The sequence below is a fragment of the uncultured Comamonas sp. genome (assembly GCF_964277875.1).
Taxonomy (GTDB): Bacteria; Pseudomonadota; Gammaproteobacteria; order Burkholderiales; family Burkholderiaceae_C; genus Comamonas; species Comamonas sediminis.
On sequence record NZ_CAXYJV010000022.1, the window covers coordinates 61,539 to 85,370 of the forward strand.

Here is a 23,832-nt window from a genome sequence, read left to right on the forward strand (position 1 = left end):
AGGCGAAAAAAAACCAGCGGGCCTGGGCCAGCTGGTTTTTGCAGTCGGGTCGCGTAGCTTACTGCTTGACGATCAGGCTGTTGCGCACTTCGGTCACGCCCTTCACGCCGCGAGCGATCTGGCCAGCGCGGTCCTTTTCCAGTTGGGACTTGGCGAAACCGGACAGTTGCACGATGCCGCCGTCTATGGTCTTCACATTGATCGAGCTGGCGGAGGTTTCCTTGTCCTCGGCCAGCTTGGCCTTGACGGCGGTGGTCACAGCGGAGCCGTCGATGTATTCACCCACGGTTTCCTGCTTGCGAGCCACGGAGCAGCCGGTGGCCATCACCAGGGTTGCACCAGCAAAAGCAGCGATAGCGATAGTACGGGAGAGTTTCATTTTTTGTTTCCTCGCAAAGTGTTGTTAGGGTGCTTGAAAATCGATCGGCATTTGCACCGCACTTATCCGTTATATGCCGACAGATACTTGAAATCAGTCGCGACGGCGGGTCGCCATGATGACCAGCGTGGCCAGTGCAGCACCGGCTGCCATCGCGATGGCCATCGACTTGCCCGGCTGGTCCGAAACATATTCGTTGGCACGCTCTTGTGCACGGTAGAACTGCTCACGGGCACGGTGCGACGAGTCAGCCGCCAGGCCAATGCCGCGCTCTGCCCAATCTTGAGCGCGAGAGGCAATGTGGTCGATCGAGTGGCTCTTTTCATGACCGTATTCATCGACAGCACGCTCAGCCTTGTTGGCAGCGGACTTGACCGCACGACGGGTGTTGTCGACAGCCTTTTCAGCGCCGTCCAGCACGTCATTGGCGGTGTCTTTTACTTTGTCCACAGCGTCTTTGGCAATTTTTTCGGTATCCATGAAATAGCCTCTTTCTATGATGTTCAATGAAGATGTTGCAGTGTACGTTGACCTGCGCGAACCGATTAAATGTATCTGGTGGTGAGCACAGGTTCAAGGGTTGTCAAAGCGCTACTTTTTCAACAATCCCATCAGGAACGACGCCACGGCCAACACGATAAAGATCACAAACAGAATCTTCGCAATGCCCACCGCGCTGGCCGCGATACCACCGAAGCCGAACACAGCGGCGATCAGGGCGATGACCAGAAAGACAACAGCGTAATGCAGCATATTTTTCTCCTCATGTTGTTTGCTGTGCAAGAAGGTGCGAGCAATGACTGCATTCTGGCTGCTGCCCGCAGGCCGTCTTGCCAGCAGGTGCGAAGAACAGGTGTAGGACGGTTCCCGCTGTCGCGTGCCCGCTGCGGCAACGCGGCAGCTGCGCGGCCGCATGCAGCAAGGGCCGCCTGTCGGCGGCCCTTGCGTGGACTGTGCTTTAGTGGAGGCGGCTTATGGCGCCGCGGGGAAGGGGGCAAAAGGGCTGCCCACCCCATCAGTTCTGCGGCAGGTTGGCCGAGATCGTGGTTCCCTGCTGGGGCGCGGAGGCGATGTGCAGCCGCCCGCCGCTGGCTTCGATGCGGTGGCGCATGCCGGCCAGACCGTGCGAGTTGGGATGGGCCTGGCTGGGGTCGAAGCCCACGCCGTCATCGCGCACTTGCACGAACACATGCTTGGGGTGGCTCTGCAGGCTGATGAGCACGTTGCGCGCCTGCGCGTATTTGGCAATGTTGGTGAGCGATTCCTGGATCAGGCGGTAGATGCTCAGTTGCATCGCTTCGGGCACATTGATCGGCTCGAGGCTCAGCTCGACGGCGACGTTGCTGCTTTCGGAGAACTCCTTGGCCAGAATCTCCAGCGACGCGGTCAAGCCCAGGTTGGACAGCGATGACGGGCGCAGGTTTTCGATGATGCGGCGCTTCAAGGCAATGCCGCTGTTGAGTGTTTCGATCAGGTGCTTGATACGTTCCTGCACATCGGGCGCTGCCATGTCGATCTTGGATTTGAGCCGCGCCACGTCGAGCTTGGCCGTGGTCAGCAACGCGCCCAGCTCGTCGTGCAGTTCGCGGGCCAGATGGGCGCGCTCGTCTTCACGCACCTGCTGCAGGTGGGTGGCGAGCTCGCCCAACGTGGCCGTGCGCTGGCGCACCTGTTTCTCCAGCTGATCGCGCTCGTCTTCGAGCATGCGCTGCTCGCGCAGCATCAGACCGGTGAGGCGGTTCGATTGGCGCAGGTACAGGTAGAACGCCAGCAGGCCCACGACACTGACCATCGCGATTCCCAGCCGCGCCAGGGTCAGCGATTTCAGGATCTCGGCCTCGTTGTGCATGCGCCTCTCGTTGCTGTGGATCACCAACTCATTGCTGAGCTTGCGCATGCTGTCCATCGTGGCCTGGGCTTCCGGGCTTTTGACCAGAAAGCGCCAGGCCTCTTCAAGCCCCTGACGGCGCAGCGAGATGCTGGTATCCATCTGGCTGAGGCGCTTGGCGACCTCCCGTCCCAGCATCGATGAGGTCTGCAGGTCTTCGGGGAACACGCTGTAAATGGCGCGCAGTTCATCGACGGCATTGTTGACGTTCGTGCAGGCCTGCTGGTAGGCCATGAGGTTGCTCTCTTCACCGCTGAGCAGGTAACCGCGTGCATGGGTTTCCGCATCCACCACCTGCTGCATCAGCTTGTCCAAGGTGGTGCGGGTCTGGTAGGTGACCGTGAGGTTCTGCAGCGAGTCATGGGACCGGTAATAACCAGCCTCGTTGATGCCGATCAGCACGGCAGCAGCCAAAAAGGCGGCTGGCAGACTGATCGCCCATTTGCGCAAGCGTGACCAACGCATGGAGCTTCCTTTTTTGATGGTTTTTGGTTTATGCGAGTGATAATAGAGCAAACTTCGGGCAGCGCTTGCGACTGGCAAGTGCTGCGGTTTGCGCTGCATGAGGGGAAATATGATTAAAGTTGGTATCGTCGATGATCACGCCATTGTGCGCTCGGGCCTCAAGCAATTTCTGGCCGAACATGTCGATCTGCGTGTCGTCGGAGAGGCGGCCAATGGACGGGAAGCTATTGACCTGGTGCGCAAGGAAGAGATCGACGTTCTGATCATGGATCTGTCGATGCCCGGGCAAAGCGGTATCGATGCGCTGGCGATGTTGCGCGCCAAGGCGCCCGACATGGGCATTCTGATCCTGAGCGGCTACCCTGAAGCCCACTATGCGATCAACCTGATCCGGCAAGGGGCCAGCGGCTACCTGAACAAGGAATGCGACCCGTCGGAGATTGTCGAGGCGCTGCGCACGATCTCGCTGGGCAAACGCTATCTGACGCCGGCCGTCGCCGACCTGTTGGCCCAGCAATTGCACCGCAAGGAGGATGCGCCTCCGCATGAGCAGCTGTCCGAGCGCGAGTTTCAGGTGTTCTTGAAGCTGGCCAAGGGTGAGACGGCGGGCAATATTGCCGACCAGCTGTCGCTCAGCGTCAAGACGGTGAGCACCTATCGCACGCGTTTGATGGAGAAGATGGGACTGGCGTCGAACAGCGACCTGACCTACTACGCATTGAAGAACGGTCTGATCGACTGAACACGCCCACTTTCGCAAGACCAGCGGCCTGCCCAGGCCGCTTTTTTGTGAGGGCCAGCAGGGCAACATCAGGCGCTCACTGCAGCTGGGATGTGCGCTCAACGCAGTAGTCGATCAGCGCGTCAATATCTTCCGATTTGTCGAACACCCGGTTAGCGCCCAGCTGCGCGCAGCGCTCACGCATGCTCGGCGTCGCATAGTTGCTGAGAATCACCAGGTGCTGGTGTGGCGCCCGCTCCTGGAGCTTTTCGAGCACACCCAGGCCGCTGCCTTCCAGCAGAAAAATGTCGATCACGGCCAGATCCCAGTCGGTGGCCGGGTTAGTCAGCCAGGTCGTGGCGTCGGTTTCGGTGCTGGCATGCCCCACGGTCTCCACCTGTGCCAGATCCTCTAGTGTGGCTATCAGGTTGTCGCGGATGGTCTTGTTGTCTTCTACCAGATATGTTTTCAAACGGCGATGCATATACGGCTACACGGGTGTGTCTTACCGTAACGATGATAGCAACAAGCCGTGGTGAAACCATCGGTCTGAAAGGATGGCGTAAGTAGGACAAGACCTCGTAGGTTTAATATTTATCTATAATAATATATAAAAAACAAATAACAAAGCGAGATATCAATGGTCGGCCTAGCTGCAGACCGGGCACTGGGGGTTGCGGGCGACCTGCATACTGCTCCATTCCATGTCCTTGAGCTCGAGCATCATCAGCCGCCCGTTCAGGCTCCGCCCCACGCCAGCCACGAGCTTGAGCGCCTCGGCGGCCTGCATCGTGCCAATGATGCCCACCAGCGGTGCAAACACCCCCATCGTGGAGCAGCTGGCTTCCTCGAACTGCTCGTCCGGGGAGAACAGGCAGGCATAGCAGGCGGCGCCTTCATGGCGCCTGTCAAATACGCTGATCTGGCCGTCAAAGCGGATCGCTGCCCCGCTCACCAGCGGTTTGCCCTTTGCCACACAGGCCGCATTGATGGCCTGGCGCGTGCGGTAGTTGTCCGTGCAGTCCAGCACCACGGTCGCACTGGCGACCAGGGCCTGCAGCCGCTCTTCACCGACACGCTCCTGCAGCGCCATGACCTGGACATGCGGATTGATCGCCTGCAGCGTGGCGGCGCAGGAGCTGACCTTGGACTGTCCCACGCGCTCGGTGGTATGGGCAATCTGGCGCTGCAAATTGGTCAGGTCGACGGTGTCATCATCGACCAGGGTGATGCGTCCCACACCGGCTGAGGCCAGGTACATGGCCGCCGGGCTGCCCAGGCCGCCTGCGCCGATCACCACCGCGTGCGCGGCCAGAATGGCCTCCTGGCCTTCAATGCCGATCTCGTCCAGAAAAATATGGCGAGAGTAGCGCAAGAGTTGCTCATCGTTCATGGGGCTATTGTCTGAAAAAAACAAAGGCCGCAGCAGGAACTCTGCTGGCGGCCTTTTGATGCAGCTTAAAAACGGGCTTTACTTCTTGGGCTCCGTTGCCGGCAGCTTCGTGTCGTCGCTCGACGATTCGGGCTTGTCGGTAGCGCTGGTCTTCTCCTCGTCCTTTTTCTCGGCGGGGCGCTCGGTCTTGGTCTGGCTGACCTTCACCGGTTCACCCTTGAGCTGGTGCAGTGCCTGCTGCAGCTGGAAGTCCTTGTCCGAGCCGAACTCGGGCGGGCGGCGCTCGGAGGCGGGCTTCTTGCTCTCTTCGTCCAGGCGCTTCAACGCCGCTTCACGGGCTTTCTCGCGGGCTTCGTCCTTGACTTCAGGACCCTGGCCGCTGGACAGGTGCTTTTCCAGATCTGCTTCGCGGGTGCGCAGCGCGGCAAACAGGTCGCCTTCTGCCGACTCGTCGACCATGATGTCCGGCACGATGCCCTTGGCCTGGATCGACTTGCCACTCGGGGTGTAGTAGCGCGCCGTCGTCAGCTTGATGCCGGTGTCCGGGCCCAGGGGGCGCACGGTCTGCACCGAGCCCTTGCCAAAGGTCTGCGCGCCCATGATCGTGGCGCGCTTGTGGTCCTGCAGCGCGCCCGAGACGATCTCGGAGGCCGATGCCGAGCCTTCATTGACCAGCACCACCAGCGGAATGTTCTTGATCGCCGCAGGCAGTGACTTGATCGGATCGCTGCCACGGCGCGCATAGAACTCGGGCGAGGCGCGGAAGATCGCCTTGCTCTCGGCCAACTGGCCGTCGGTGGTCACCACGGTCACATTCGGCTGCAGGAAGGCTGCCGAGATCGCCACGGCCGCGTCCAGCAGGCCACCGGGGTCATTGCGCAGGTCCAGCACCAGGCCCTTGAGGTTCGGGTCCTGCTTGTACAGGTCTTCGACCTTGCGTACAAAGTCATCGACGGTGCGTTCCTGGAACTGGGAGACGCGCACCCAGCCGTAGCCCGGCTCGATCATCTTGGCCTTGACGGACTGGGTCTTGATCTCGGTGCGGGTGATCGTCACCGGGAAGCTGCGGCTCTCGTCCTTGCGCAGAATCGTCAGCACCACCTTGGTGTTGGGCTCGCCACGCATGCGTTTGACCGCATCGTTGAGCGACAGTCCCTTGACTGCCGTGTCGTCGATCTTGGTGATCAGGTCGTTGGTCTTGAGGCCGGCCAGGTCAGCAGGCGAGCCTTCGATCGGGGAGACGATGCGGATCAGGCCGTCTTCCTGGGTGATCTCGATGCCGACACCGACAAACTTGCCGCTGGTGCCTTCCTGAAATTCACGGAACGACTTCTTGTCGAAGTACTGCGAGTGGGGATCGAGCCCGGACACCATGCCGGAGATGGCATCGGTGATGAGTTTCTTGTCATCGGCTGGCTCGACATAGTCGGTCTTGATCAGGCCGAAAACGGCCGACAGCTGCTGGATCTCTTCCAGCGGCATCGGCGACATCACGCCCCTTGCGACCGTCTGCAAGGAGACGGTCGTGAGCGCGCCAGCCACCACGCCCAGTGAAACCCAGCCGGCAATCTTCAATTTTTGGCCCATATGCTCACAACTTTCTATAGCGTGCCAATATACACCCAAGCGCCTGCGCCGGTACGGCGCAGCAGCGCTTTTCGGGTGTTAAGACAAGTATTTACTTTCGCTAGCCGCCTACTGGCACCGGCAAGCGGCTGACGCTGACACCGCCAGTAGCGGTACGCCTTCGGGCGGTTCAACGCTGCCCAAGAGCCTGTAGGGATCTGGCGCAGCGGCCTTGCCATGGGGCAGGCCGCTGTCATCGCCAGTGCGCAGCCGCCTGACTCGGATTACCGCTTGCAGCGCAGAGTTTCCCGCAGCCCGGCAGGCCCGCAGGTGGGCGGCGGGCCGCCCGGCGTTCAGGCCTTGCCTTGGGAGGCGACCGCAGCGGCGGCCTTGGCAGCGGCTTCGGCGTCACCCAGGTAGTAATGGCGCAGCGGCTTCAGGTTGGCGTCCAGCTCATAGACCAGCGGAATGCCGTTGGGGATGTTCAGGTTCACGATGTCGCTGTCGGAGACGCCATCGAGGTACTTGACCAGCGCACGGATGGAGTTGCCGTGGGCGGCAATCACCACACGCTCGCCCCGTTGGATGGCCGGTGCAATCGCTTCGTTCCAGAAAGGCACGACGCGCTCGACGGTGTCCTTGAGGCATTCGGTCAGTGGCACCTGGTCGGCAGCGCCGGCATAGCGGCGGTCGGCCTTTTCGCTGCGCGGATCGCCGGATTCCAGTGCCGGCGGGGGCGTGTCATAGCTGCGGCGCCAGACCAGCACTTGCTCGTCGCCAAACTTCTTCGCGGTTTCCGCCTTGTTCAAGCCCTGCAGCGCGCCGTAGTGGCGCTCGTTGAGCTGCCAGCACTTTTGCACCGGCAGCCAGGTGCGGTCCATCTCGTCGAGGGTGTGCCACAAGGTGCGGATCGCGCGTTTGAGCACGCTGGTGTAGGCCACATCGAAGTCATAGCCTTCTGCCTTGAGCAGCTGGCCGGCTTGCTTGGCTTGCGCCACGCCGGTGTCGGTCAGGTCCACATCGGTCCAGCCGGTGAAGCGGTTTTCCAGGTTCCAGGTCGATTCACCATGGCGAATCAGGACAAGCTTGTACATGCAATCCTCGTGCAATAGTCAAAAAAGCGGTACGTGTCGCGGGCCGGTGGCGCCACTGGGCCTGGGGATCCCGCTGCATTCACAATGGCGCCGATTGTAGAGGCAGGCCTAAATCCCACGGCGCCTGCACAGCTTGGCGGCCCCGCAAGGCCCGAGGCCGCATTCAGCGCGGCCAGAAACCTGCGCAGGCCTTCGGCGGTGACATTCCAGGGCATCAAAGGCTTTTATCGCGCAGCGGCATGGCCGCGCTTTTAGAATGCGAGGCTGTTTGAGCATTTTTGACAAGGGACTTGTGTGAACTTTCTGATCGACAACTGGTATCTGATCGTGCTGGTACTGGGCTCGGGCGCGATGCTGATGATGCCCGCCATGAAGAACATGGGCGGCGGCACGCTCAGCCCTGCCAACGCGGTGGCGCTGATCAACCGTGAGAAGGCCGTCGTGGTCGATGTGTCGGATGCGCAGGAATTCAGCGCCGGCCACATCAGCAATGCCAAGAATGTACCGCTGGACCAGCTCGAAGCCCAGCTGCCCGCCGTCGTCAAGAACAAGGCCTTGCCGCTGATCCTGGTCTGCGCACAGGGCCAGCGCTCGCAGCGGGCCGTGGCCGTGGCCAAGAAGCTGGGCTACACCAATGTGCAGGCGCTGGCCGGTGGCATGAAAGGCTGGCGCGCCGCTAGCATGCCGCTGAAGAAGGCTTGATTTCGCACATTTTGGCCCCATCTACGGCCTTTAGACACCATTGACGGGTCATCGCCCTCCCGGGCGCCGGCCCCCAGGACACTCTCATGCAAGCTGTAAAGATGTACACCACCGCCTACTGCCCTTATTGCACGCGTGCCAAGCAGGTGCTGCAAGCCAAGGGGGTCGCGCAGATTGAAGAGATCCGCATCGACAGCGATCCAGCGCAGCGTGCGGTGATGATGGAGACCACCGGCCGGCGCACCGTGCCGCAAATCTTCATTGGCGACACCCACGTGGGCGGCTGTGACGACCTGATAGCACTGGACCAGCGTGGTGGTCTCGTGCCACTGCTGCAATCCTGAGACCTTTCACTGCCTCGTGCATGCCCCTCCAAGCCGGAGCGGGCGCTTGCCGGCACTGTCAATTTGCCATTGCATAATGGCAGGCTGCATGCGAGGGGCGCACACAACGGGCGGCATCGCAGCTGCACTCCATTCCTTTTTCTAGCGAAAGACAGACAACCATGGCGGATCAAGAAAATCCCGTGTTCCAAATTCAACGCGTGTACCTGAAGGACGCGTCGCTGGAGCAGCCCAACTCGCCAGCCATTCTGCTGGAGCAGACCCAGCCCAGCGTGGACATCCAGCTGGGTGTGGAAGCCACCCCTGTGGCCGATGGCATTTTCGAAGTGGCCGTGACCGCCACCGTGCAGACCAAGATCGAAGACAAGACCGTGTTCCTGGTGGAAGCCAAGCAAGCCGGTATCTTCGAGATCCGTGGCATTCCTGACGACCAGATGGGTGCTGTGATCGGTGTGGCCTGCCCGCAGATCGTCTACCCTTACCTGCGCGGCAACGTCGCAGACATCGTGACCCGCGCCGGCTTCCCGCCTGTGCATCTGGCGGAAATCAACTTCCAGGCCATGTACGAGCAGCAACAAGCCCAGGCCAATGGCGCTGGCGCAGGTGCCGCACTGGCCCAGTAATTGCCGCTGTGTTGACAACGCAAGGCCTTGCAGTCTAGGTTGCAAGGCCTTTGTTGTATCTGCCGGGGAGCCGGCCGCAGGCAGCGCCAGCATTTGAGTTGATGTAAGAGGGGGGTGGCTATGAAGATCTTGGTGATGGGGGCGGGTGCCTGGGGAACGGCGTTGGCCATGCATGCGGCCGCACGCCACAGCGTGCAGTTGTGGGCCCGCGACACTCAGCAGGCCCGCCAGCTGCAAACCAGCCGCGAGAACCAGCGCTATTTGCCAGGCATCCGCTTGCCCGATGCGTTGGAGGTGACCAGCGGCGATCTGCAGCCTCTGGTCACCCAGGCCGAGCTGATTGTGCTGGGCACGCCGATGGCGGCGTTGCGCGGCGGCCTGACGATGCTGCGCGATTGCCAGGTGCCGGTGGCCTGGCTCAGCAAGGGTTTTGAAGCCGTGCCCCCGGGCGCGCCCGCCGGCAGCCATGGCCTGCTGGGCAATGAGGTTTGCGCCCAGGTGGCACCCGCGCTGCATGCCGGCGTGCTGAGCGGCCCCAGCTTTGCGCAGGAGGTGGCCCAGCACCAGCCCACGGCCTTGGTGGCAGCCAGCCGCCATGCCGATGTGCGCGATGCGCTGGTCGCGGCCTTCCATGGCGACAACCTGCGCGTCTATGCCAATGAGGACATCAGCGGGGTCGAAGTCGGTGGCGCCGTCAAGAACGTGCTGGCGATTGCCACCGGCCTCTGTGATGGCCTGAATTTGGGTCTGAATGCCCGCGCTGCCCTGGTGACGCGCGGTTTGGCCGAGATGACGCGCCTGGGCGTGGCGCTGGGCGCGCACACCGATACCTTCATGGGTCTGTCGGGCCTGGGCGATCTGGTGCTGACGGCCACCGGGGATCTGTCGCGCAACCGCAAGATCGGCCTGTTGCTGGCCCAGGGCCAGAGCCTGGAGCAGGCGGTGCAGTCGCTCGGCCATGTGGCCGAAGGGGTGTACAGCGCCCGCACGGTGCTGCAGCGCGCGCAGAAGCTGGGCGTGGAGATGCCGATCACGGCCGCCGTCGTCGCCTTGCTCGATGGCAGCCTGTCGGCCCCCGATGTGGTGCAGGCGCTGATGGGGCGCGAGCCCCGCGCCGAATAAAAACTCCCGGACTGCTCTTCAGGACTTGGCCAACAGTCCGATCAGCGCCGGCAGCATCGCATCGCCATGCCGGGCATCGACCTGGTTCTGCAAGGTCGTGGCGGCCGCATCGGCAATCAGGCTCGCGGCTTCGGCATCGTGGGCCATCGTCGCGTAGTAGCTCAAATCCTTGGCCGCGTTGGCGATCGAGAATGCAATGCCCGAGGGGTCGTCCGCCAGGATGTAGGACTGCAGACGGTCCAGCGCCACACCTGCGCCGCCCCCTGCGGCCAGCACACTGTGGAAGGCCTGCATGTCCATGCCCTGCTTGCGCGCGCAGGCGGTGGCCTCGGCCAGCAGGCTCATCTGGCCCACCGAGACAAAGTTGTGCAGCAGCTTCATGCGGTGGCCGTCGCCCAGCGCGCCCACATGGGTCACCTGGCTGGTGAAGGTGGCCAGCACCGGCTGCACCTGGGCCAGCACGGCGGCATCGCCGCCGACCAGCAGATTGAGCTGTCCGTCGTGCGCCTGCTTGGAGGTCTTGGTCATCGGCGCATCGATGAACTGGCCGCCCGCAGCCTGCACCGCCTGCGCCATGCGCACCGTCGATGCGGGCACGGCGGTCGAGCAGTCGATCACGACGGTGCCGGGGCGCAAGGCCGACAGCAGGCCCTGCGCGCCGGTCAGCACGGCTTCGACCTGGGGCGAGCCGGTCACGCAGAGGATGACCACGTCGCAGTGGCCGGCCAGCTCGGCCGGGGTCTGGCAGGTGCGGGTGCCCAGGCTCAGCAGCTCCGTCAGCGGCTGGTTGCCGGGGTGCTCCAGCACATAGAGTTGAAAGCCTTTGGCCGCGACGTTGCGGGCAATGCCGTGGCCCATCAGGCCGACCCCGATCAGGCCGACGACCGGCTGGGCAGTTTGCGATGGCATGGAAATCTCCTGGCGGTGTGCACAAGTAAGCGATGTCCCGAGCGTACCGCAAGGCCTTTGGGCCATGGCCGCCGCATGCGTGGCCGCAGTCAACTTGGCGACCGGCTGCCGCGTCCCTCTGTGCCAGACCGGACAGACACAAGCCTCGTACCACCTGCAGGGCAGTACGAGGCCTGGCGGCGGCGGGGTGGCCCGCTATCAGCGTTGTGGGCGGCCCCGCTGGTGCCTGCGGGCCTGGGTCCACACCAGCGCGATGGTCAGCGCCGACAGGATTGCCATCGCCCAGTTGCCAAGGGTGGGCACCTTTTCCGGGGTGGGCTGGGGCTCTGGATCCAGCGGGATGACTTCGGTGGTGATCTCGGCCTCTGCCGTGGCCGTGCAGCCCGTGCTGGCGTCGCAGATCGCACCCGGGCCGGGCTCGATCGTGGCGACGCTCGCCAGGCTGCCCGATGCTGCCACCGTGCCGGAGAGGCCAAATACCAGCTCGCCGCCTGGAGGCAGGTCAAAACTGAAAGGCGCATTGCCCAGATCGCCGGGACAGACCGCACCGTTGGCGGCGCTGCAGGACCAGGCTGCTTCGCTCAGGGCCGTGGGCATCTCATTGCTGAGCGTCACCAGGCTGGCATCGGAGGCGCCGGGGTTGCGCACGGTGATCGTGTAGTTCGCCGTCTGCCCGGGGGTGTAGCTGGGCTTGTCGATGGTCTTCTGAATGGTCAACGAGGTTTCGCACAACAGGCTGTCTGACTTCAGGTGCGCCAGCAAGCCCGATCCCCAGCCACCATCGACCACGGAGAAGATCAGCGTGTTGAGACCGGTGACCCACTGGCCGTTGAGCGGGGCTGTCCCGCCAGTGCCAGGGGCATAGCTCCCGATGGGCAGCGGTTGGAAAACACCGTTGATGGACACGCCGAGCATGCCGTCATCGGCATAGTAGTCCATGCTCAGCTTCAGCGCGCTCGGTGGAATGCCGGCAGGCAAGTTGAACTGCATGCGGTAGTAGTTGGTGACCAGCGGGTTGAACGGATAGGGGCGAGGGCGGGTCGTGGCGTTGGCCAGCGGCGAGATCCAGTTGGTCTGGCCACCCAGGGCGCTGCCCGACACCCAGTCGGCAGGTATCGCCGCAGTGTTGGGGACGGTGGTGGGTTTCCAAACCGCCGTGGGGCTGGGGCCGAGGGCGCCCGTCGGATCCGACTGGCTGGATGACACCCACCACTGCAGGTCCTCGCCGCCGTTGGGGACCAGCGCCCCCGCTTCAAAGTCATAACCGGTGTTCAGGATGGCATTGCTCGATTGGCAGCTGAACGTCGGAATATAGGGAACAGGCTGCGCGCTCACCCATTGGCAGGCCAACAAGGTGGCGGCCGTAGCCATCCATTTTGCAAACATATGAACTCTTTCTACAGTCGAAGGGAGGGTTTGAGTTTATTTGTATTGCAAAAATGGATTCAATAAAAAATATCAATAATATTAAGAACTGTATTTGTATGTAAATCTTCGCTGAGCTACGCAAGATGTTTACAACGTTACTAGCCGATTGTCGTGGAATACAAGTGAATACCCGCTGATCCCTGCCCGTACGCCGTGCAGGCCCTGTGTCTGCATGCGAAGCCCTTTGTCTCCCCCGCTTCGCAGCAGCGGCTTAACTTGCATCAAGCTGTATGTATTTCCGCACGATGCAGATGTGTGCATGGAAAGCGACTGTGAATTGCGGCGCGGAGCAAGCGGTACCCCGCGCTCCACGGTCTCAGCGCTGGCGCAGCTCGGCCAGCACTTCCAGCGCACGGTCGGTGCGCACATCGTGCTCGGCGGCCAGGCGCTTGGCGACCTGGTCAACCTCTGCACCGACGGCCCCTGCCACCAGCGCGATATTGCGCGCATGCAAGGCCATGTGGCCGCGCTGGATGCCTTCGGTGGCCAGCGCGCGCAAGGCGCCCAGGTTCTGCGCCAGGCCCACGGCGGCAGCGATTTCGCCCAGCTCCTGGGCAGATTTCACGTCCATGATCTTCAGCGCCAGGCGGGCCAGCGGATGGGTCTTGGTGGCGCCACCGACCAGGCCCACCGGCATCGGCAGCTCAATGGTGCCGACCAGCGCGCCGGTTCCGTCTTTCTCCCAGGTGGTGAGCGAGGTGTAGCGCCCGTGGCGGCTGGCATAGGCATGGGCGCCGGCCTCCACCGCGCGCCAGTCGTTGCCGGTGGCGACGATGACCGGGTCGATGCCGTTCATGATGCCCTTGTTGTGGGTTGCGGCGCGGTAGGGGTCGATGGCGGCAAAGGTGTAGGCATCGAGCACGCCTTCGATGATTTCCTCGCCGCTGCGCTCGGCGGTCTTCAGGGTCTGGGGCGTCAGGCGCACGCGGGCGCGGGCCAGGCGCAGATCGGCCAGGTTGGACAGAATGCGCAGCCGCACCGAGCCGCCGGTGATCTGCTCGACCAGCGGCGAGACCGACTCGGCCATGGTGTTGACGGTGTTGGCGCCCATCGCATCGCGCACATCAACGATCAGGTGCATGACCACCATGGGGCCACGGGGTGAATCGGGGAACACATGGACCTCGATGTCCTTGCAGCCGCCGCCCAGGCCGATCAGCACCTTGTCGCGGCTGTTGGCGAGCTCCAGGATCTGGGCACGCGCCTGGTACAGCGCCAGCCGCACGCCATAGGGGTCCTGGATGCCGACGATCTGCACCTGGGCGCGCATCAGCGGCTGGGTGCTGGAGGTCTGAAACCCCCCGTCCTCGCGCGCCAGCTTGGCCATGTACGAGGCTGCGGCGATGATCGAGGGCTCTTCGACGGCCAGCGGCACCAGCACATCGCGGCCATTGATCTGGAAATTGCCGGCCACGCCCATCGGCAGCTCAAAGGTGCCGATCACGTTTTCGATCATGCCGTCAGCCACGCTGCTGGGCAGCGCCCCTGGCTGGGTCAGCAGCGCGCGGTCTTCGTCGCTCAGCTGGCAGGCCTTGGCGATGAAATCCCAGCGCTGGGCGGGGCTGAGGGCGCGGAACTGCGGCAGGCGGGAATCGGTGGCCATGGTGTCTCCTGGTAATTTTCGAGGGGGATGCGATAGGTCCAGCCCGCAATCTACCTAAACTGTACCGCTATAGACAGGTACAGTTTGCCGGGACAGTGCTGCTGCAACGCAGCATGGGGACCGGTTCTTCCCTTGGAGCACCTATGCCCACCCCCTCTGGCCGCAAGGCCTCGATTGCGGAAAACCTGGCCGCCATGCTGGGCCGGCAGATTGCGGGCGGCGTGCTGCGCGCCGGTGACAAGCTGCCGTCCTTGCGCGCGCTGGCGCAGCTGCATGGCTATGCGAAGAACACCGTGGTGGCGGCCTTTGAGCTGCTGGTATCGCGCGGCCTGGTCGAGGCGCGGCGCGGCTCGGGTTTTTATGTGCTGGACCAGCGGCCGGTGGTGGCTGTGCCTGCAGGCGATGACAGCGCGCCACTGCAGCGCGCGATGGATGTGGTCTGGCTGATGCGCGAGCAGCTCAAGACCCAGCCCGACGCGCTGGCGCTGGGCGATGGTTTTCCGCCCATCGGCTGGCTGGCCGATATGCGCCTGGACCGCTACCACCAGAAGGTGGTGCGCACAGGGCTGGGTGCGTTGTTCCGCTACGGCAGCCGCATGGGCTATGCGCCCTTGCGCGACAGCCTGGTGCGCAAGCTGGGCATGTTCGGCCTGAGCGTGACCTCCCAGCAGCTGCTGCTGACCCAGGGCGCCAATGACGCGATCGACCTGGTCATCCGCCACTGGGTGACACCCGGCATCACCGTGCTGGTGGACGACCCCGGCTACTACCTGCTGTTTGGCAAGCTCAAGCTCGCTGGCGCGCGGGTGCTGGGCGTGCCGCGCCAGCCCGATGGCCCCGATGTGCAGGCGCTCGAGCGCCTGCTGCAGACCGAGCGCCCGCGGCTGTTCTTCACCCAATCGCTGGCGCACAACCCGACGGGTTCGGACCTGAGTGCCGCCAAGGCCTACCGCATCCTGCAACTGGCGGGCCAGCAGCAGATGCTGGTCGTTGAAAACGACCCGCTGGCCGATTTCAAACCGACCACGGCCACGCGCCTGTCGGTGCTGGACCAGCTGGCGCGCACGATCTACATCGGGAGCTTTTCCAAGTCATTCTCTGCGGCGCTGCGGGTGGGCTTCATCGCCTGCCACCCCGATCTGGCCAGCGACCTGGCCGATCTGCGCAGCCTCATCCATGTGAGCGGCTCGGAGTACTGCGAGCGCATGGTCGATGTGATGCTGCGCGAGGGCCAGTATGAGCGGCACCTGGTGCGCCTGCGCGGGCGCCTGGGCCAGGCCACGGCGCAGGCGCTGGACTGGATGGACCGCCAGGGCTGCGAGGTGTTTGCGCGCAGCGCGCAGTCGCTCTACCTGTGGGCGGCCTTCCCCGGTTGCGAGGATTCGGCCCAACTGGCCAGCGAGTTGCTGGCCCGGCAGGTGACGATGGCACCAGGCCGCGTGTTCAGCCTCGACAGCAGCCTGGTATCGCGCTGGTCACGCTGCAATGTCGGCGCCATGCAGTCGCCGCGCCTGGACGCGGCGGTGGCGCAATGGCGCGCGGCGCCGCGCTGATCAGAGGCCGAGCTCCAGCGCCAGCAGTTCTTCGACGGTCTGGCGGCGGCGGATGAGGCGCGCCTTGCCGTCTTCGACCAGCACCTCGGCGGCCAGCGGGCGGCTGTTGTAGTTGCTGGACATCGAGGCGCCGTAGGCACCGGTGTCGTGGATCACCAGCAGATCGCCCACTTGGGCATCACCGAGCGGACGGGGCAGCACCACGCCGGACTCGCCCTGGGTGAAGACATCACCGGATTCGCACAGCGGACCGGCGACGACGGCTTCGCCCTGCGCAGGCAGCACCCCGACGCCACGGCGCTGCACATGCATGCCGTGGTAGCTGCCGTACATCGACGGGCGCATCAGCTCGTTGAAGCCGGTATCGACCAGCACAAAGTGGTTGCTGCCGGCATCCTTGGTGGCGCGCACCGTGCCCAGCAGCACGCCCGATTCGGCCACCAGATAGCGGCCCGGCTCCAGCTCCAGCCCCAGGTGGTGGCCCACCAGCGCCTCGGCCTGCTTGCGCGCCGCATCCCAGAGGCCAAAGTAGTGCTGGGTGTCGATGGTGGCATCGCCCTCCTTGTAGGGGATGGACAGGCCGCCGCCGGCCGAGATGGCCTGCAGGCGGTGGCCGGCTGCGTGGGTGCGCTGCACCAGCTGCACCATGGCGCCGCAGACTTCCTGCAGGTGGCCATAGTCCACCCCCGAGCCGATGTGCATGTGCAGGCCCACCAGCTGCAGGCCGCGCTCGGCGATCACCGCCAGCGCCATCGTCAGGTCGCTGTGCCAGATGCCGTGCTTGCTGTGCTCACCGCCGGTATTGGTCTTGTTGCTGTGGCCATGGCCAAAGCCGGGGTTGATGCGCAGCCAGACCGCATGGCCGGGCGATGCCTGGCCCAGCTGGTGCAGCATGTCGATGGAGCCGGCGTTGACGGGGATTTGGTGCTCGACCACGGTGGCCAACGTGGCCTCGTCCATCACATCGGCGGTAAACACGATGTCGGAAGGCTCGCCAAAACCGCCCTGGTAGCCGGCTGCCAGCGCACGCAGCACTTCGCCGCGCGAGACCGCATCCACCTTGACGCCTTGCGCACGCATCAGCTGCAGCACATGGATGTTGGAGCAGGCCTTTTGCGCAAAGCGCACGGTGTCGAAGGCCTGCAGCTCGGCAATGCGCTGGCCGATGGTGTCCGCGTCATACACCCACAGGGGGGTGTTGAAGTCATCGGCCAGCTGCCACAGCAGATCGGGGGTAAAGGGGTTGCTCATAGTCGGGGTGCCGCAGGGCTTGGAAACGGGGGATGGGAGAAATCAGGTATCTAGTGTGCCTAAGGTGGGGTATTTGGTCTAATGCTTATTTATCGGCATGTCATTCATAATGGATATGTCTTACTTGCCGTGCCGCCTCGCCATGCCCCGTTCGCCCACCCCCGCTCCGTCCGCTTCCGATCCCTCCCGGGAGCCCAGCCCTTCAGCGCCGCGGTTGCAGCACCGCCATATCGAGGTGTTCCGCGCCGTCATGCTGGCGGGCGGGGTGACCGGCGCGGCGGGGCTGCTGTTCAGCTCCCAGCCCACGGTGAGCCGCGATCTGGCGCGCATGGAGCAGCTGCTCGGCTACCCGCTGTTTGAGCGGGTGCAAGGCAGGCTGCGGCCCAATGCACGCGCGTTGGCGCTGTGGGAAGAGGTGCAGCGCAGCTGGCAGGGGCTGGACCGGGTCATCGACCGGGCAGTAGCACTGTCGCGCCCGCAGGCGGCGCGTATCAGCGTGCTGAGCATGCCGGCACTCAGCCACGCGCTGCTGCCGGCGGCGCTGGCGCGGATGCAGCAGGCGCAGGGGCCGGTGGCGGTCAGCGTCGCCACGCAGGAGGCCCCGCTGTTGCAGCAATGGATGGCCGCCCAGCGCTATGACCTGGGCCTGACCGAGCACGGCGAGGCGCCGGCTGGCACGCGGGCCGTGGCCTTGCCGGCGCTGGACGAAGTCGCAGTGCTGCCCGCCGGCCACCCGCTGGCGCGCAAGCGCGCCTTGCAGCCCGCTGACTTTGCGGGCCAGGCCTTTATCAGCCTGGCCGAGGGCGACCCCTACCGCACCCAGATCGACCAGGTGTTTGCCGATACCGGCGTGGGCCGGCAGATGCTGCTGGAGACGCACAGCGCCGTGGCGGTCTGCGCGATGGTGCAAAACGGGCTGGGCCTGGCGATCGTGAACCCGTTCACCGCGCAGGCCTGCATGGGCCAGGGCCTGGTGCAGCGGCCGCTGGCCTTTTCGATTCCATTCCGCACCCAGGTGCTGCTGCCGCTGCACCGGGCGGCGGTTCCGGAGGTCGATGCCTTGGTGACAGCGCTGGGCCAGGCGGCGGCCCAGCTGCCGACCTACAATGCGCAGCACGCCGGATCGCGCTGAGATACCGGTGGTCTGACCAGGAGAAATATCCCATGTCCCGTGCCCCGCTTCGCTCTCTCGCCCGGCCGCTGTGCGCCAGCGCGCTGTTGCTGGCGCTGCTGTCCGGTTGTGCCAGCACCGGCAGCCCGCCGCCCAGGACGGCCCAAGTGGCCCAGGCTGCGCCTCCGGTCCAGGTCAAGGTGTTTGTGGCGGCCATGTTCGAGATCGGTGCCAATACCGGCGACCGGGCCGGCGAGTTCCAGCACTGGTATGAGCGCTATTTCCGCGATGCCCAACCGATCCAGGTGCCGGGCGCGCTGGGGCCGGTGTTCTGCAATGCCGATGGCGTCTGCGGCAGCGTGCTGGGCATGGGCAAGGTCAATGCCTCGGCCTCGTTGCAGGCTATCGTGCTGAACCCGCGGTTCAATTTTGACCAGGCCTACTATGTGATCAGCGGCGTGGCCGGCACCCCGCCATCGCGCGGCACCATTGGCGATGTGACCTGGGGCAGCTGGCTGGTCGATTACGACCTGGGCCACCGCTGGGCGCCGGAAGAGGGCCAGCCCGGTGCGCCGGTGTTTGTGCCGCGCAAGGGTTATGAAGACTACCGCCGCTTTGCGCTGAATCCGGCCCTGACCCAGGCCGCCTACGCGATGACCCGCGCCGTGCCGCTGCAGGACAGCGAATCGGCCCAGCGCTACCGCATGCGCTACCCCGATGCCGCCGCCCGCCAGGCGCCCAGCGTGCATGTGGGCACGCATATGACCGGCGACACCTTCTTCCATGGCCCGGGCCTGTCCAGGGAGGCGCAGTACATCGCCAAGCTCTACGGTGCGGACGACTATGTCGCCACCGAGATGGAAGCCGCCGCCATTGCACTGGTGCTCAAGCGCAGCCATGGCACGGACCGGATTCTGAGCCTGCGCGGCTCCGTCAATTTTGACCAGGGCAACCCGCAGGAAACGACCCAGGCCCACCTGGACCCCAAGCCCGGCGAAACCGCAGGCGGCTTTGCCGAAACGGTGGCCAATGTGGCAGCCGTGGGCGGCGTCTTTGTCGACACCGTCGTCAAGAACTGGCCGCAGTGGAAAGACGGCGTGCCAGCGCAGCGCTGAGCTAAACCGCTACGCACAGCAGGCCCCAGCTGGGGGCCTTTTTTGGGCTTATTTCCAGGGCTGGCTCAGGATGGAGGCCAGGCTCTTGACGCCATCGAAGTAGTTGCCCAGGCGCATGTTCTCGTTCTTGCTGTGCTGGTTGTTGTCGGCATTGACCATGGGCACGATCACAAACGGCACCTTCAGCGCCTGCACTGCTGCGCCGGTGGGCACCGTGCCGCCCATCATGCGGATCTGCACGGGCGCCTGGCCCCAGGCCTGCTGCATGCCCTGGCGCAGCCAGTCGCCAATGGGGGCGTTCAGGTCGGTGCGCACGGCGCTGGACGAGGCCGACACGCCGCCCATCTTCAGGCTCGCCATCTTGGGGTACTGGGCGCGCTGCTCGGCGCTGGGCTCGCCGTCAATCAGCGTGAAACCCTGGCCTTCGATATGGGTCTTGAGCAGCTGCAGCAGGCGCTCGGGCGGGGTCTCGGGGACGGTGCGCAGGTCCAGCTCGGCGATCGCCTGGGCGGGCACCACGGTGCGGGCCTTGGCGCCGACGTCCGCACTTTGCAGCCCGCGCACATTGAGCGAGGGGTACTGCATCGCTTCCTGGTAGTTGTTGCCCACCTTCTCGGTCTGGGCGATGCCCAGGCGCTTGCGCAGCGCGGTCTCGTCATCGGGCACGGCCTTCATCACCGCCTGGGTCTGCGCATCAAAGCGGATGCCGTCGTAGTAGCCCTTGACGAGCACGCGGCCATCGGGCGCCTTCATCGAGGCGAGCAGCTGCGCCATCGTGAACGCGGGGTTGGCGGCGTAGTTGCCATAGTGGCCGCTGTGCAGATCCTGGTTGGGGCCGTACACGGTCAGGGTGGCCTGGGCCACGCCCCGGTTGCCAAACACCAGGGTGGGGCGGTTGCTGGCATGCATCGGGCCATCGAGCACTAGCAGCGCATCGGCCTTCAGGGCCTCGAGGTTGGCGTCGATGACGCCGCCCAGCGATGGCGAGCCCTTTTCCTCTTCGGAGTCGAGCAGGATCTTGATATTGGTGCTGAGCGGCAGGCCCTGCTGCTGGAGCGCATCGATGGCGGCCATCAGCATGATGATGGGGGCCTTGTCATCGGACGAGGAGCGGCCAAACACGCGCCACTCGGGGTTGGGCTGGGCGCCGTAGAGCTGATCCAGTGCAATTTCTTTCCAGGCGCCATCGGCCTGGCGTTCCTTCAGCACCGGCTTCCAGGGGCTTTCCTGCTGCCATTCCGACGGGGTCACCGCCTGGCCATCCATGTGGGCGTAGAACAGCACCGTCTTGGTGGCGCCGGGCACCGGGGGCAGGGTGGCCAGCACCATCGGCTTGCCCTGGTTGGGCAGCAGCTGGGTCTGGAAGCCGCGCTTGTCCAGTGCCGCCTTGAACCACTGCGCATTCTTCTCGATATCGGCTGCCACGTTCGAGTCATTGGGCAGGGCCAGCACCTCGATCCATTCACGCAGGCTGGCGCTGCTGGCTTGTTGCACGGCGGCATCGGAGGGGGCGGCGGCCTGGGCCAGGCCGGCGGCGCACAGCGCGGCGCTGAGCAGGGTGAGGGTCGAGAACTTCATGCAAGGGCTCCGTCAGTCAAAGGAAAACAGGTTCAAGGCAATGGCCTGGAGTATCCCCGAGTGCGCGCTCACCCCCGGGCGCGCAGGCGGGCGCATTGTCGCCAGGGCGCCAATCGCTCAGTGGGCGCTGCGCAGGCGTTCGTACTGCGCGATCAGCCCGTCAAAGGACTGCTGCAGCGCCTGCAGCGGCGGCGCGCCATCGGGCCAGGCCTCCAGCTGTTGCAGTGCCAGCGCAGCCGCCTCCAGGGTCGAGAGCTGGCCTGCGCGGGGTGCCTTGCGGATGCGGTAGCCGGCTGGCGCGGTGTCCGTCAGCGCCAGGCGGGGCAACCGGGCCAGCAGCGGGTTGGCATAGAGCATCTTGCGGCTTTTGCGCCAGGTGCCGTCGATCAACACCAGGCGCCGGACGGGTGCTGGCGCGTCGCGGTCCGTCAGCGCCATCAGGGCGGCGGGCTGGTCGGGTGTCTGGGGGTAGAGCAACAGCGTTTGCTGGGGGGCTTCTGCGCCGGGCCAGGCGCCATACAGCCATTGCTCCAGCTGTGCCGGGTCAAAGGCTTCGCCTACCTCCAGCCGGCTGCCCGGCAGGCACAGGTGCAGCAGGCGCGCGGTGCCCTTGGCTTCCTGCAGCTCCAGCGGGTGCTGCAGGACCAGGACCTGGGTAGCAGCCTGCAGCGGCTGCGCCAGCGCACAGATGCAGGCAGTTTGCGGACGGAGGCAGCGGGGGCATTGGGCGCGGCGCGGGGCAGAGGACACGGGAGCTGTAAGGGAGCAGACAGAGGGCTATTGTGCTGCAAGGACAAGGCGCCGCCGCTATGCTGGCGCCCCTATGACAGCGCACATGTCCTTTTCTGCCCGCATCGATATGGGCCAGCCTCTGGCCGGTGAGCAGCAGCGCCTGCGCCTGGCCCTGTCCGGCCCGGACCGGGTGCTGGAGGCGCAGGACGCGCCATCCTTGCGCGCCTTGCTGGATGCCGTGGAGCAGGCCGCGCGCGCTGGGGCCTTTTGCGTGGGCGGCTTGCGCTATGAAGCCGCCTCGGCGTTGAACCCCTATTTGCCGACCCAGGCAGCGCCCAGCGGCGAGCCGCTGGCCTGGTTTGCGGTGTGGGATGCGCCACCGGCTGACATGGCGCAGCTGCCCGAGGCCGAAACGCCTGCCGTGCAACTGCAATGGCGCGGCACGCTGAGCCGCCCGCAGTTCGATGCGCAGATGGCGCGCATCCATGCCGATATCCGCAACGGCGCCTACTACCAGATCAACTACACCCAGCAGCTGCAGGGCCACAGCGCCTTGCCCGGCGGCGGGGTGGACGGCGCCGCGCTGTTTGCCGCGTTGCAGCAGGCCCAGCCTGGCGGCTATGCGCTGCATATCGACCGGGGCGACGAGCAGCTGCTGTCGGTATCGCCCGAGCTGTTTTTTGACTGGCACCAACCGGCCAGCGGCGCGGGCGATATCTTGACCCGCCCGATGAAGGGCACGGCCGCAAGGGGCAGCAACCCTGCGCAGGACGAGGCCCAGGCCCAGGCGCTGCGCGCATCTGCCAAAGAGCGGGCCGAGAATGTGATGGTCGTCGACCTGCTGCGCAATGACCTGGCGCGCATTGCGCAGCTGGGCAGCGTGCAGGTGCCGCAGCTGTTTGCGCTGCAGGCGCTGCCAACGGTCTGGCAGATGACCTCGGATGTGCGGGCCCGGCTGCCCCAGGGCACCGGCCTGGTCGATGTGATGCAGGCCTTGTTCCCCTGCGGCTCCGTCACCGGCGCGCCCAAGCGGGCGGCCATGCAGGCGATTGCCGAGTTGGAACTAGAGCCGCGTGGCTGGTACTGCGGCGCCTTGGGCGTTGTGCGCTCCGATGGTGCAGGCGGCCTACGCGCCACCTTCAACGTCCCCATCCGCACGGTGGCCTTGCGCGGCACGCAGCTGCAATGCGGCATTGGCAGCGGCATCACCGCCGATGCCACCGCTGACGGCGAGTGGCGCGAGTGGCTGCACAAGCGTGCCTTTCTGGAGCGGGCCAGCATGCCCTTTGCGCTGATCGAAACCCTGGCGCTGGACGATGGCCAGCTGCGCCATGCTGCGCTGCACCTCGAGCGCATGGCCGCTGCGGCCGCGCATTTTGGCTACCGCTGGGATGGGGTGGCTGCGCAAGCGGCTTTGGACAGCCTGGCCCAGGGCCATCCGCAAGGCCTGTGGCGTCTGCGCCTGCTGCTCCATGCCCAGGGCACTTTCCAGGCTGAGGCCTTTGCCTGTCCGCCATCGCCTGCGCAGGTCCGGCTGCAATGGGCGGCCGCGCCGCTGGCCGAGGCCCACGGCGAGTTTGTGCGCTTCAAGACCAGCCGCCGCGCGCACTACGAGCGCTGGGCGCCGCAGGACAGCAGCGTGTTCGACACCCTGCTGTGGAACGAGGCCGGTGAAATCACCGAGACCACCCGGGGCAATATCGCCATGCAGCTGGATGGCCGCTGGATCACGCCCGCGCTGCATTGCGGCCTGCTGCCTGGCGTGGGGCGCCGGCTGGCGCTGGAGGCGGGCCAGGTGGTGGAAGGCGTGGTCACGTTGAGCGATGTACCGCGTGTGCAGGCCTGGGCTTTTGTCAACAGCCTGCGCGGCTGGATTCCGGCGCAGGTGCTGGGTGCGGTGCCGGTCTGGCCACAGCCGGACGCCGGCCCATAGGCTTATTGCTGGCGGGAAGACGCCAGCAGTTTTCTCAGCGCTCGAACCTCGGCCAAGAGGCGTGGCATGTCTTGCCGCGCAGCGGCGATGAAATCCTGGTCCGCAACGGTCGCGCCGCTCAGTTCGATGTCTTCGCCTCGGGCCGCACCTTCACCGGTTTGGATAAAGTCGGAACCGCATGTATGGTCGCGACCTTGACCCGTCCTAAATTAGGTTGACAGTTTGGACGGTTGAACATACCGGAGCAATCCGGCCAATGATGCCCGGTGCACTGCATCGGGCGTTTGCATTTTCAGCGATGTGTGCAGCCTCTCGCTGTTGT

At 64.8% G+C, this 23,832-nt stretch carries 23 protein-coding genes; 9 read left to right on the forward strand and 14 right to left on the reverse strand.

The window, feature by feature from the left end:
- Window positions 1-58 precede the first annotated feature (58 nt).
- The 4 genes from ACHWUQ_RS08745 to ACHWUQ_RS08760 form a co-directional block, all read right to left on the reverse strand.
- Window positions 59-379, reverse strand: a complete 321-nt coding sequence (locus ACHWUQ_RS08745) for a BON domain-containing protein (RefSeq protein ID WP_394680908.1) — start codon at window positions 377-379, stop codon at window positions 59-61.
- A 93-nt stretch (window positions 380-472) separates the two neighbouring features.
- Entirely contained in the window at window positions 473-859 is a 387-nt protein-coding gene (locus tag ACHWUQ_RS08750; protein ID WP_239809246.1) for a hypothetical protein, read from the reverse strand.
- Between the two features lie 111 nt (window positions 860-970).
- Window positions 971-1,132 (reverse strand): DUF1328 domain-containing protein, encoded by a 162-nt coding sequence (locus ACHWUQ_RS08755; RefSeq protein ID WP_021026244.1) that lies wholly within the window; start codon window positions 1,130-1,132, stop codon window positions 971-973.
- Between the two features lie 262 nt (window positions 1,133-1,394).
- Entirely contained in the window at window positions 1,395-2,732 is a 1,338-nt protein-coding gene (locus ACHWUQ_RS08760; RefSeq protein WP_239809245.1) for a CHASE3 domain-containing protein, read from the reverse strand.
- Between the two features lie 109 nt (window positions 2,733-2,841).
- On the opposite strand from ACHWUQ_RS08760, the gene ACHWUQ_RS08765 reads away from it, so the two are divergent.
- The gene (locus tag ACHWUQ_RS08765; RefSeq protein WP_021026242.1) at window positions 2,842-3,474 is read left to right on the forward strand and encodes a response regulator transcription factor; all 633 of its coding nucleotides are present in this window, start codon (window positions 2,842-2,844) and stop codon (window positions 3,472-3,474) included.
- A 76-nt stretch (window positions 3,475-3,550) separates the two neighbouring features.
- On the opposite strand, the gene ACHWUQ_RS08770 is transcribed toward ACHWUQ_RS08765, so the two are convergent.
- The 4 genes from ACHWUQ_RS08770 to gpmA all read right to left on the reverse strand — a co-directional run bounded on the left by ACHWUQ_RS08770 (window position 3,551) and on the right by gpmA (window position 7,506).
- The gene (locus ACHWUQ_RS08770) at window positions 3,551-3,937 is read right to left on the reverse strand and encodes a response regulator (protein ID WP_239809244.1); all 387 of its coding nucleotides are present in this window, start codon (window positions 3,935-3,937) and stop codon (window positions 3,551-3,553) included.
- A gap of 165 nt (window positions 3,938-4,102) precedes the next feature.
- Entirely contained in the window at window positions 4,103-4,846 is a 744-nt protein-coding gene (locus ACHWUQ_RS08775) for a HesA/MoeB/ThiF family protein (protein WP_394680909.1), read from the reverse strand.
- Window positions 4,847-4,924: 78 nt separating this feature from the next.
- Window positions 4,925-6,433: a S41 family peptidase gene (locus ACHWUQ_RS08780; protein ID WP_394680910.1), complete on the reverse strand. Its 1,509-nt coding sequence runs from the start codon at window positions 6,431-6,433 to the stop codon at window positions 4,925-4,927.
- A gap of 332 nt (window positions 6,434-6,765) precedes the next feature.
- On the reverse strand, window positions 6,766-7,506 hold the full coding sequence (gene gpmA / locus ACHWUQ_RS08785) for a 2,3-diphosphoglycerate-dependent phosphoglycerate mutase (protein ID WP_394680911.1): 741 nt from the start codon (window positions 7,504-7,506) through the stop codon (window positions 6,766-6,768).
- A gap of 294 nt (window positions 7,507-7,800) precedes the next feature.
- Here gpmA and ACHWUQ_RS08790 point away from each other — a divergent pair, with 294 nt between their 5' ends.
- From ACHWUQ_RS08790 to ACHWUQ_RS08805, 4 genes are all read left to right on the forward strand, one after another.
- A complete protein-coding gene (locus tag ACHWUQ_RS08790; RefSeq protein WP_312412899.1) occupies window positions 7,801-8,208 on the forward strand; it encodes a rhodanese-like domain-containing protein in 408 nt (135 codons plus the stop codon).
- Window positions 8,209-8,294: 86 nt separating this feature from the next.
- A complete protein-coding gene (gene grxC, locus ACHWUQ_RS08795; protein ID WP_312412904.1) occupies window positions 8,295-8,552 on the forward strand; it encodes a glutaredoxin 3 in 258 nt (85 codons plus the stop codon).
- A gap of 161 nt (window positions 8,553-8,713) precedes the next feature.
- The gene (secB, locus tag ACHWUQ_RS08800) at window positions 8,714-9,175 is read left to right on the forward strand and encodes a protein-export chaperone SecB (RefSeq protein ID WP_116924716.1); all 462 of its coding nucleotides are present in this window, start codon (window positions 8,714-8,716) and stop codon (window positions 9,173-9,175) included.
- Between the two features lie 120 nt (window positions 9,176-9,295).
- Window positions 9,296-10,297 carry an NAD(P)H-dependent glycerol-3-phosphate dehydrogenase gene (locus ACHWUQ_RS08805; RefSeq protein WP_312412921.1) on the forward strand — a complete coding sequence of 334 codons (1,002 nt, stop codon included), beginning with the start codon at window positions 9,296-9,298 and terminating at the stop codon, window positions 10,295-10,297.
- A gap of 18 nt (window positions 10,298-10,315) precedes the next feature.
- Here ACHWUQ_RS08805 and ACHWUQ_RS08810 read toward each other — a convergent pair whose 3' ends face one another.
- From ACHWUQ_RS08810 to ACHWUQ_RS08820, 3 genes are all read right to left on the reverse strand, one after another.
- Window positions 10,316-11,206 carry an NAD(P)-dependent oxidoreductase gene (locus ACHWUQ_RS08810; RefSeq protein ID WP_394680912.1) on the reverse strand — a complete coding sequence of 297 codons (891 nt, stop codon included), beginning with the start codon at window positions 11,204-11,206 and terminating at the stop codon, window positions 10,316-10,318.
- A 198-nt stretch (window positions 11,207-11,404) separates the two neighbouring features.
- Window positions 11,405-12,592: an IPTL-CTERM sorting domain-containing protein gene (locus ACHWUQ_RS08815; RefSeq protein ID WP_312452879.1), complete on the reverse strand. Its 1,188-nt coding sequence runs from the start codon at window positions 12,590-12,592 to the stop codon at window positions 11,405-11,407.
- A gap of 358 nt (window positions 12,593-12,950) precedes the next feature.
- On the reverse strand, window positions 12,951-14,237 hold the full coding sequence (locus ACHWUQ_RS08820) for a hydroxymethylglutaryl-CoA reductase, degradative (protein WP_394680913.1): 1,287 nt from the start codon (window positions 14,235-14,237) through the stop codon (window positions 12,951-12,953).
- 143 nt (window positions 14,238-14,380) lie between these two features.
- Here ACHWUQ_RS08820 and ACHWUQ_RS08825 point away from each other — a divergent pair, with 143 nt between their 5' ends.
- Window positions 14,381-15,790: a PLP-dependent aminotransferase family protein gene (locus ACHWUQ_RS08825; protein ID WP_394680914.1), complete on the forward strand. Its 1,410-nt coding sequence runs from the start codon at window positions 14,381-14,383 to the stop codon at window positions 15,788-15,790.
- On the opposite strand, the gene lysA is transcribed toward ACHWUQ_RS08825, so the two are convergent.
- The gene (gene lysA, locus ACHWUQ_RS08830; protein ID WP_394680915.1) at window positions 15,791-17,041 is read right to left on the reverse strand and encodes a diaminopimelate decarboxylase; all 1,251 of its coding nucleotides are present in this window, start codon (window positions 17,039-17,041) and stop codon (window positions 15,791-15,793) included. It lies immediately after the preceding gene.
- Window positions 17,042-17,183: 142 nt separating this feature from the next.
- On the opposite strand from lysA, the gene ACHWUQ_RS08835 reads away from it, so the two are divergent.
- Entirely contained in the window at window positions 17,184-18,173 is a 990-nt protein-coding gene (locus ACHWUQ_RS08835) for a LysR family transcriptional regulator (protein WP_394680916.1), read from the forward strand.
- Between the two features lie 32 nt (window positions 18,174-18,205).
- Entirely contained in the window at window positions 18,206-19,267 is a 1,062-nt protein-coding gene (locus tag ACHWUQ_RS08840; RefSeq protein WP_394680917.1) for a purine-nucleoside phosphorylase, read from the forward strand.
- Between the two features lie 48 nt (window positions 19,268-19,315).
- Here ACHWUQ_RS08840 and ACHWUQ_RS08845 read toward each other — a convergent pair whose 3' ends face one another.
- The gene (locus ACHWUQ_RS08845; RefSeq protein ID WP_394680918.1) at window positions 19,316-20,845 is read right to left on the reverse strand and encodes a M20/M25/M40 family metallo-hydrolase; all 1,530 of its coding nucleotides are present in this window, start codon (window positions 20,843-20,845) and stop codon (window positions 19,316-19,318) included.
- Window positions 20,846-20,962: 117 nt separating this feature from the next.
- Window positions 20,963-21,595 carry a tRNA-uridine aminocarboxypropyltransferase gene (locus ACHWUQ_RS08850; protein WP_312412956.1) on the reverse strand — a complete coding sequence of 211 codons (633 nt, stop codon included), beginning with the start codon at window positions 21,593-21,595 and terminating at the stop codon, window positions 20,963-20,965.
- A gap of 85 nt (window positions 21,596-21,680) precedes the next feature.
- Here ACHWUQ_RS08850 and ACHWUQ_RS08855 point away from each other — a divergent pair, with 85 nt between their 5' ends.
- Entirely contained in the window at window positions 21,681-23,510 is a 1,830-nt protein-coding gene (locus tag ACHWUQ_RS08855) for a chorismate-binding protein (RefSeq protein WP_394680919.1), read from the forward strand.
- Window positions 23,511-23,832: the final 322 nt, after the last annotated feature.

Excerpts from the sequence above, each read along its gene's own strand:
- gpmA (WP_394680911.1), bottom strand. The coding sequence starts at position 7,506 with ATGTACAAGCTTGTCCTGATTCGCCATGGTGAATCGACCTGGAACCTG.
- ACHWUQ_RS08840 (WP_394680917.1), top strand. The coding sequence starts at position 18,206 with ATGTCCCGTGCCCCGCTTCGCTCTCTCGCCCGGCCGCTGTGCGCCAGC.
- secB (WP_116924716.1), top strand. The coding sequence starts at position 8,714 with ATGGCGGATCAAGAAAATCCCGTGTTCCAAATTCAACGCGTGTACCTG.
- ACHWUQ_RS08815 (WP_312452879.1), bottom strand. The coding sequence starts at position 12,592 with ATGTTTGCAAAATGGATGGCTACGGCCGCCACCTTGTTGGCCTGCCAA.
- ACHWUQ_RS08825 (WP_394680914.1), top strand. The coding sequence starts at position 14,381 with ATGCCCACCCCCTCTGGCCGCAAGGCCTCGATTGCGGAAAACCTGGCC.
- ACHWUQ_RS08770 (WP_239809244.1), bottom strand. The coding sequence starts at position 3,937 with ATGCATCGCCGTTTGAAAACATATCTGGTAGAAGACAACAAGACCATC.
- lysA (WP_394680915.1), bottom strand. The coding sequence starts at position 17,041 with ATGAGCAACCCCTTTACCCCCGATCTGCTGTGGCAGCTGGCCGATGAC.
- ACHWUQ_RS08805 (WP_312412921.1), top strand. The coding sequence starts at position 9,296 with ATGAAGATCTTGGTGATGGGGGCGGGTGCCTGGGGAACGGCGTTGGCC.
- ACHWUQ_RS08760 (WP_239809245.1), bottom strand. The coding sequence starts at position 2,732 with ATGCGTTGGTCACGCTTGCGCAAATGGGCGATCAGTCTGCCAGCCGCC.
- ACHWUQ_RS08820 (WP_394680913.1), bottom strand. The coding sequence starts at position 14,237 with ATGGCCACCGATTCCCGCCTGCCGCAGTTCCGCGCCCTCAGCCCCGCC.
- ACHWUQ_RS08845 (WP_394680918.1), bottom strand. The coding sequence starts at position 20,845 with ATGAAGTTCTCGACCCTCACCCTGCTCAGCGCCGCGCTGTGCGCCGCC.
- ACHWUQ_RS08765 (WP_021026242.1), top strand. The coding sequence starts at position 2,842 with ATGATTAAAGTTGGTATCGTCGATGATCACGCCATTGTGCGCTCGGGC.
- ACHWUQ_RS08835 (WP_394680916.1), top strand. The coding sequence starts at position 17,184 with ATGCCCCGTTCGCCCACCCCCGCTCCGTCCGCTTCCGATCCCTCCCGG.
- ACHWUQ_RS08780 (WP_394680910.1), bottom strand. The coding sequence starts at position 6,433 with ATGGGCCAAAAATTGAAGATTGCCGGCTGGGTTTCACTGGGCGTGGTG.
- ACHWUQ_RS08755 (WP_021026244.1), bottom strand. The coding sequence starts at position 1,132 with ATGCTGCATTACGCTGTTGTCTTTCTGGTCATCGCCCTGATCGCCGCT.
- ACHWUQ_RS08745 (WP_394680908.1), bottom strand. The coding sequence starts at position 379 with ATGAAACTCTCCCGTACTATCGCTATCGCTGCTTTTGCTGGTGCAACC.
- grxC (WP_312412904.1), top strand. The coding sequence starts at position 8,295 with ATGCAAGCTGTAAAGATGTACACCACCGCCTACTGCCCTTATTGCACG.
- ACHWUQ_RS08855 (WP_394680919.1), top strand. The coding sequence starts at position 21,681 with ATGTCCTTTTCTGCCCGCATCGATATGGGCCAGCCTCTGGCCGGTGAG.
- ACHWUQ_RS08810 (WP_394680912.1), bottom strand. The coding sequence starts at position 11,206 with ATGCCATCGCAAACTGCCCAGCCGGTCGTCGGCCTGATCGGGGTCGGC.
- ACHWUQ_RS08775 (WP_394680909.1), bottom strand. The coding sequence starts at position 4,846 with ATGAACGATGAGCAACTCTTGCGCTACTCTCGCCATATTTTTCTGGAC.
- ACHWUQ_RS08750 (WP_239809246.1), bottom strand. The coding sequence starts at position 859 with ATGGATACCGAAAAAATTGCCAAAGACGCTGTGGACAAAGTAAAAGAC.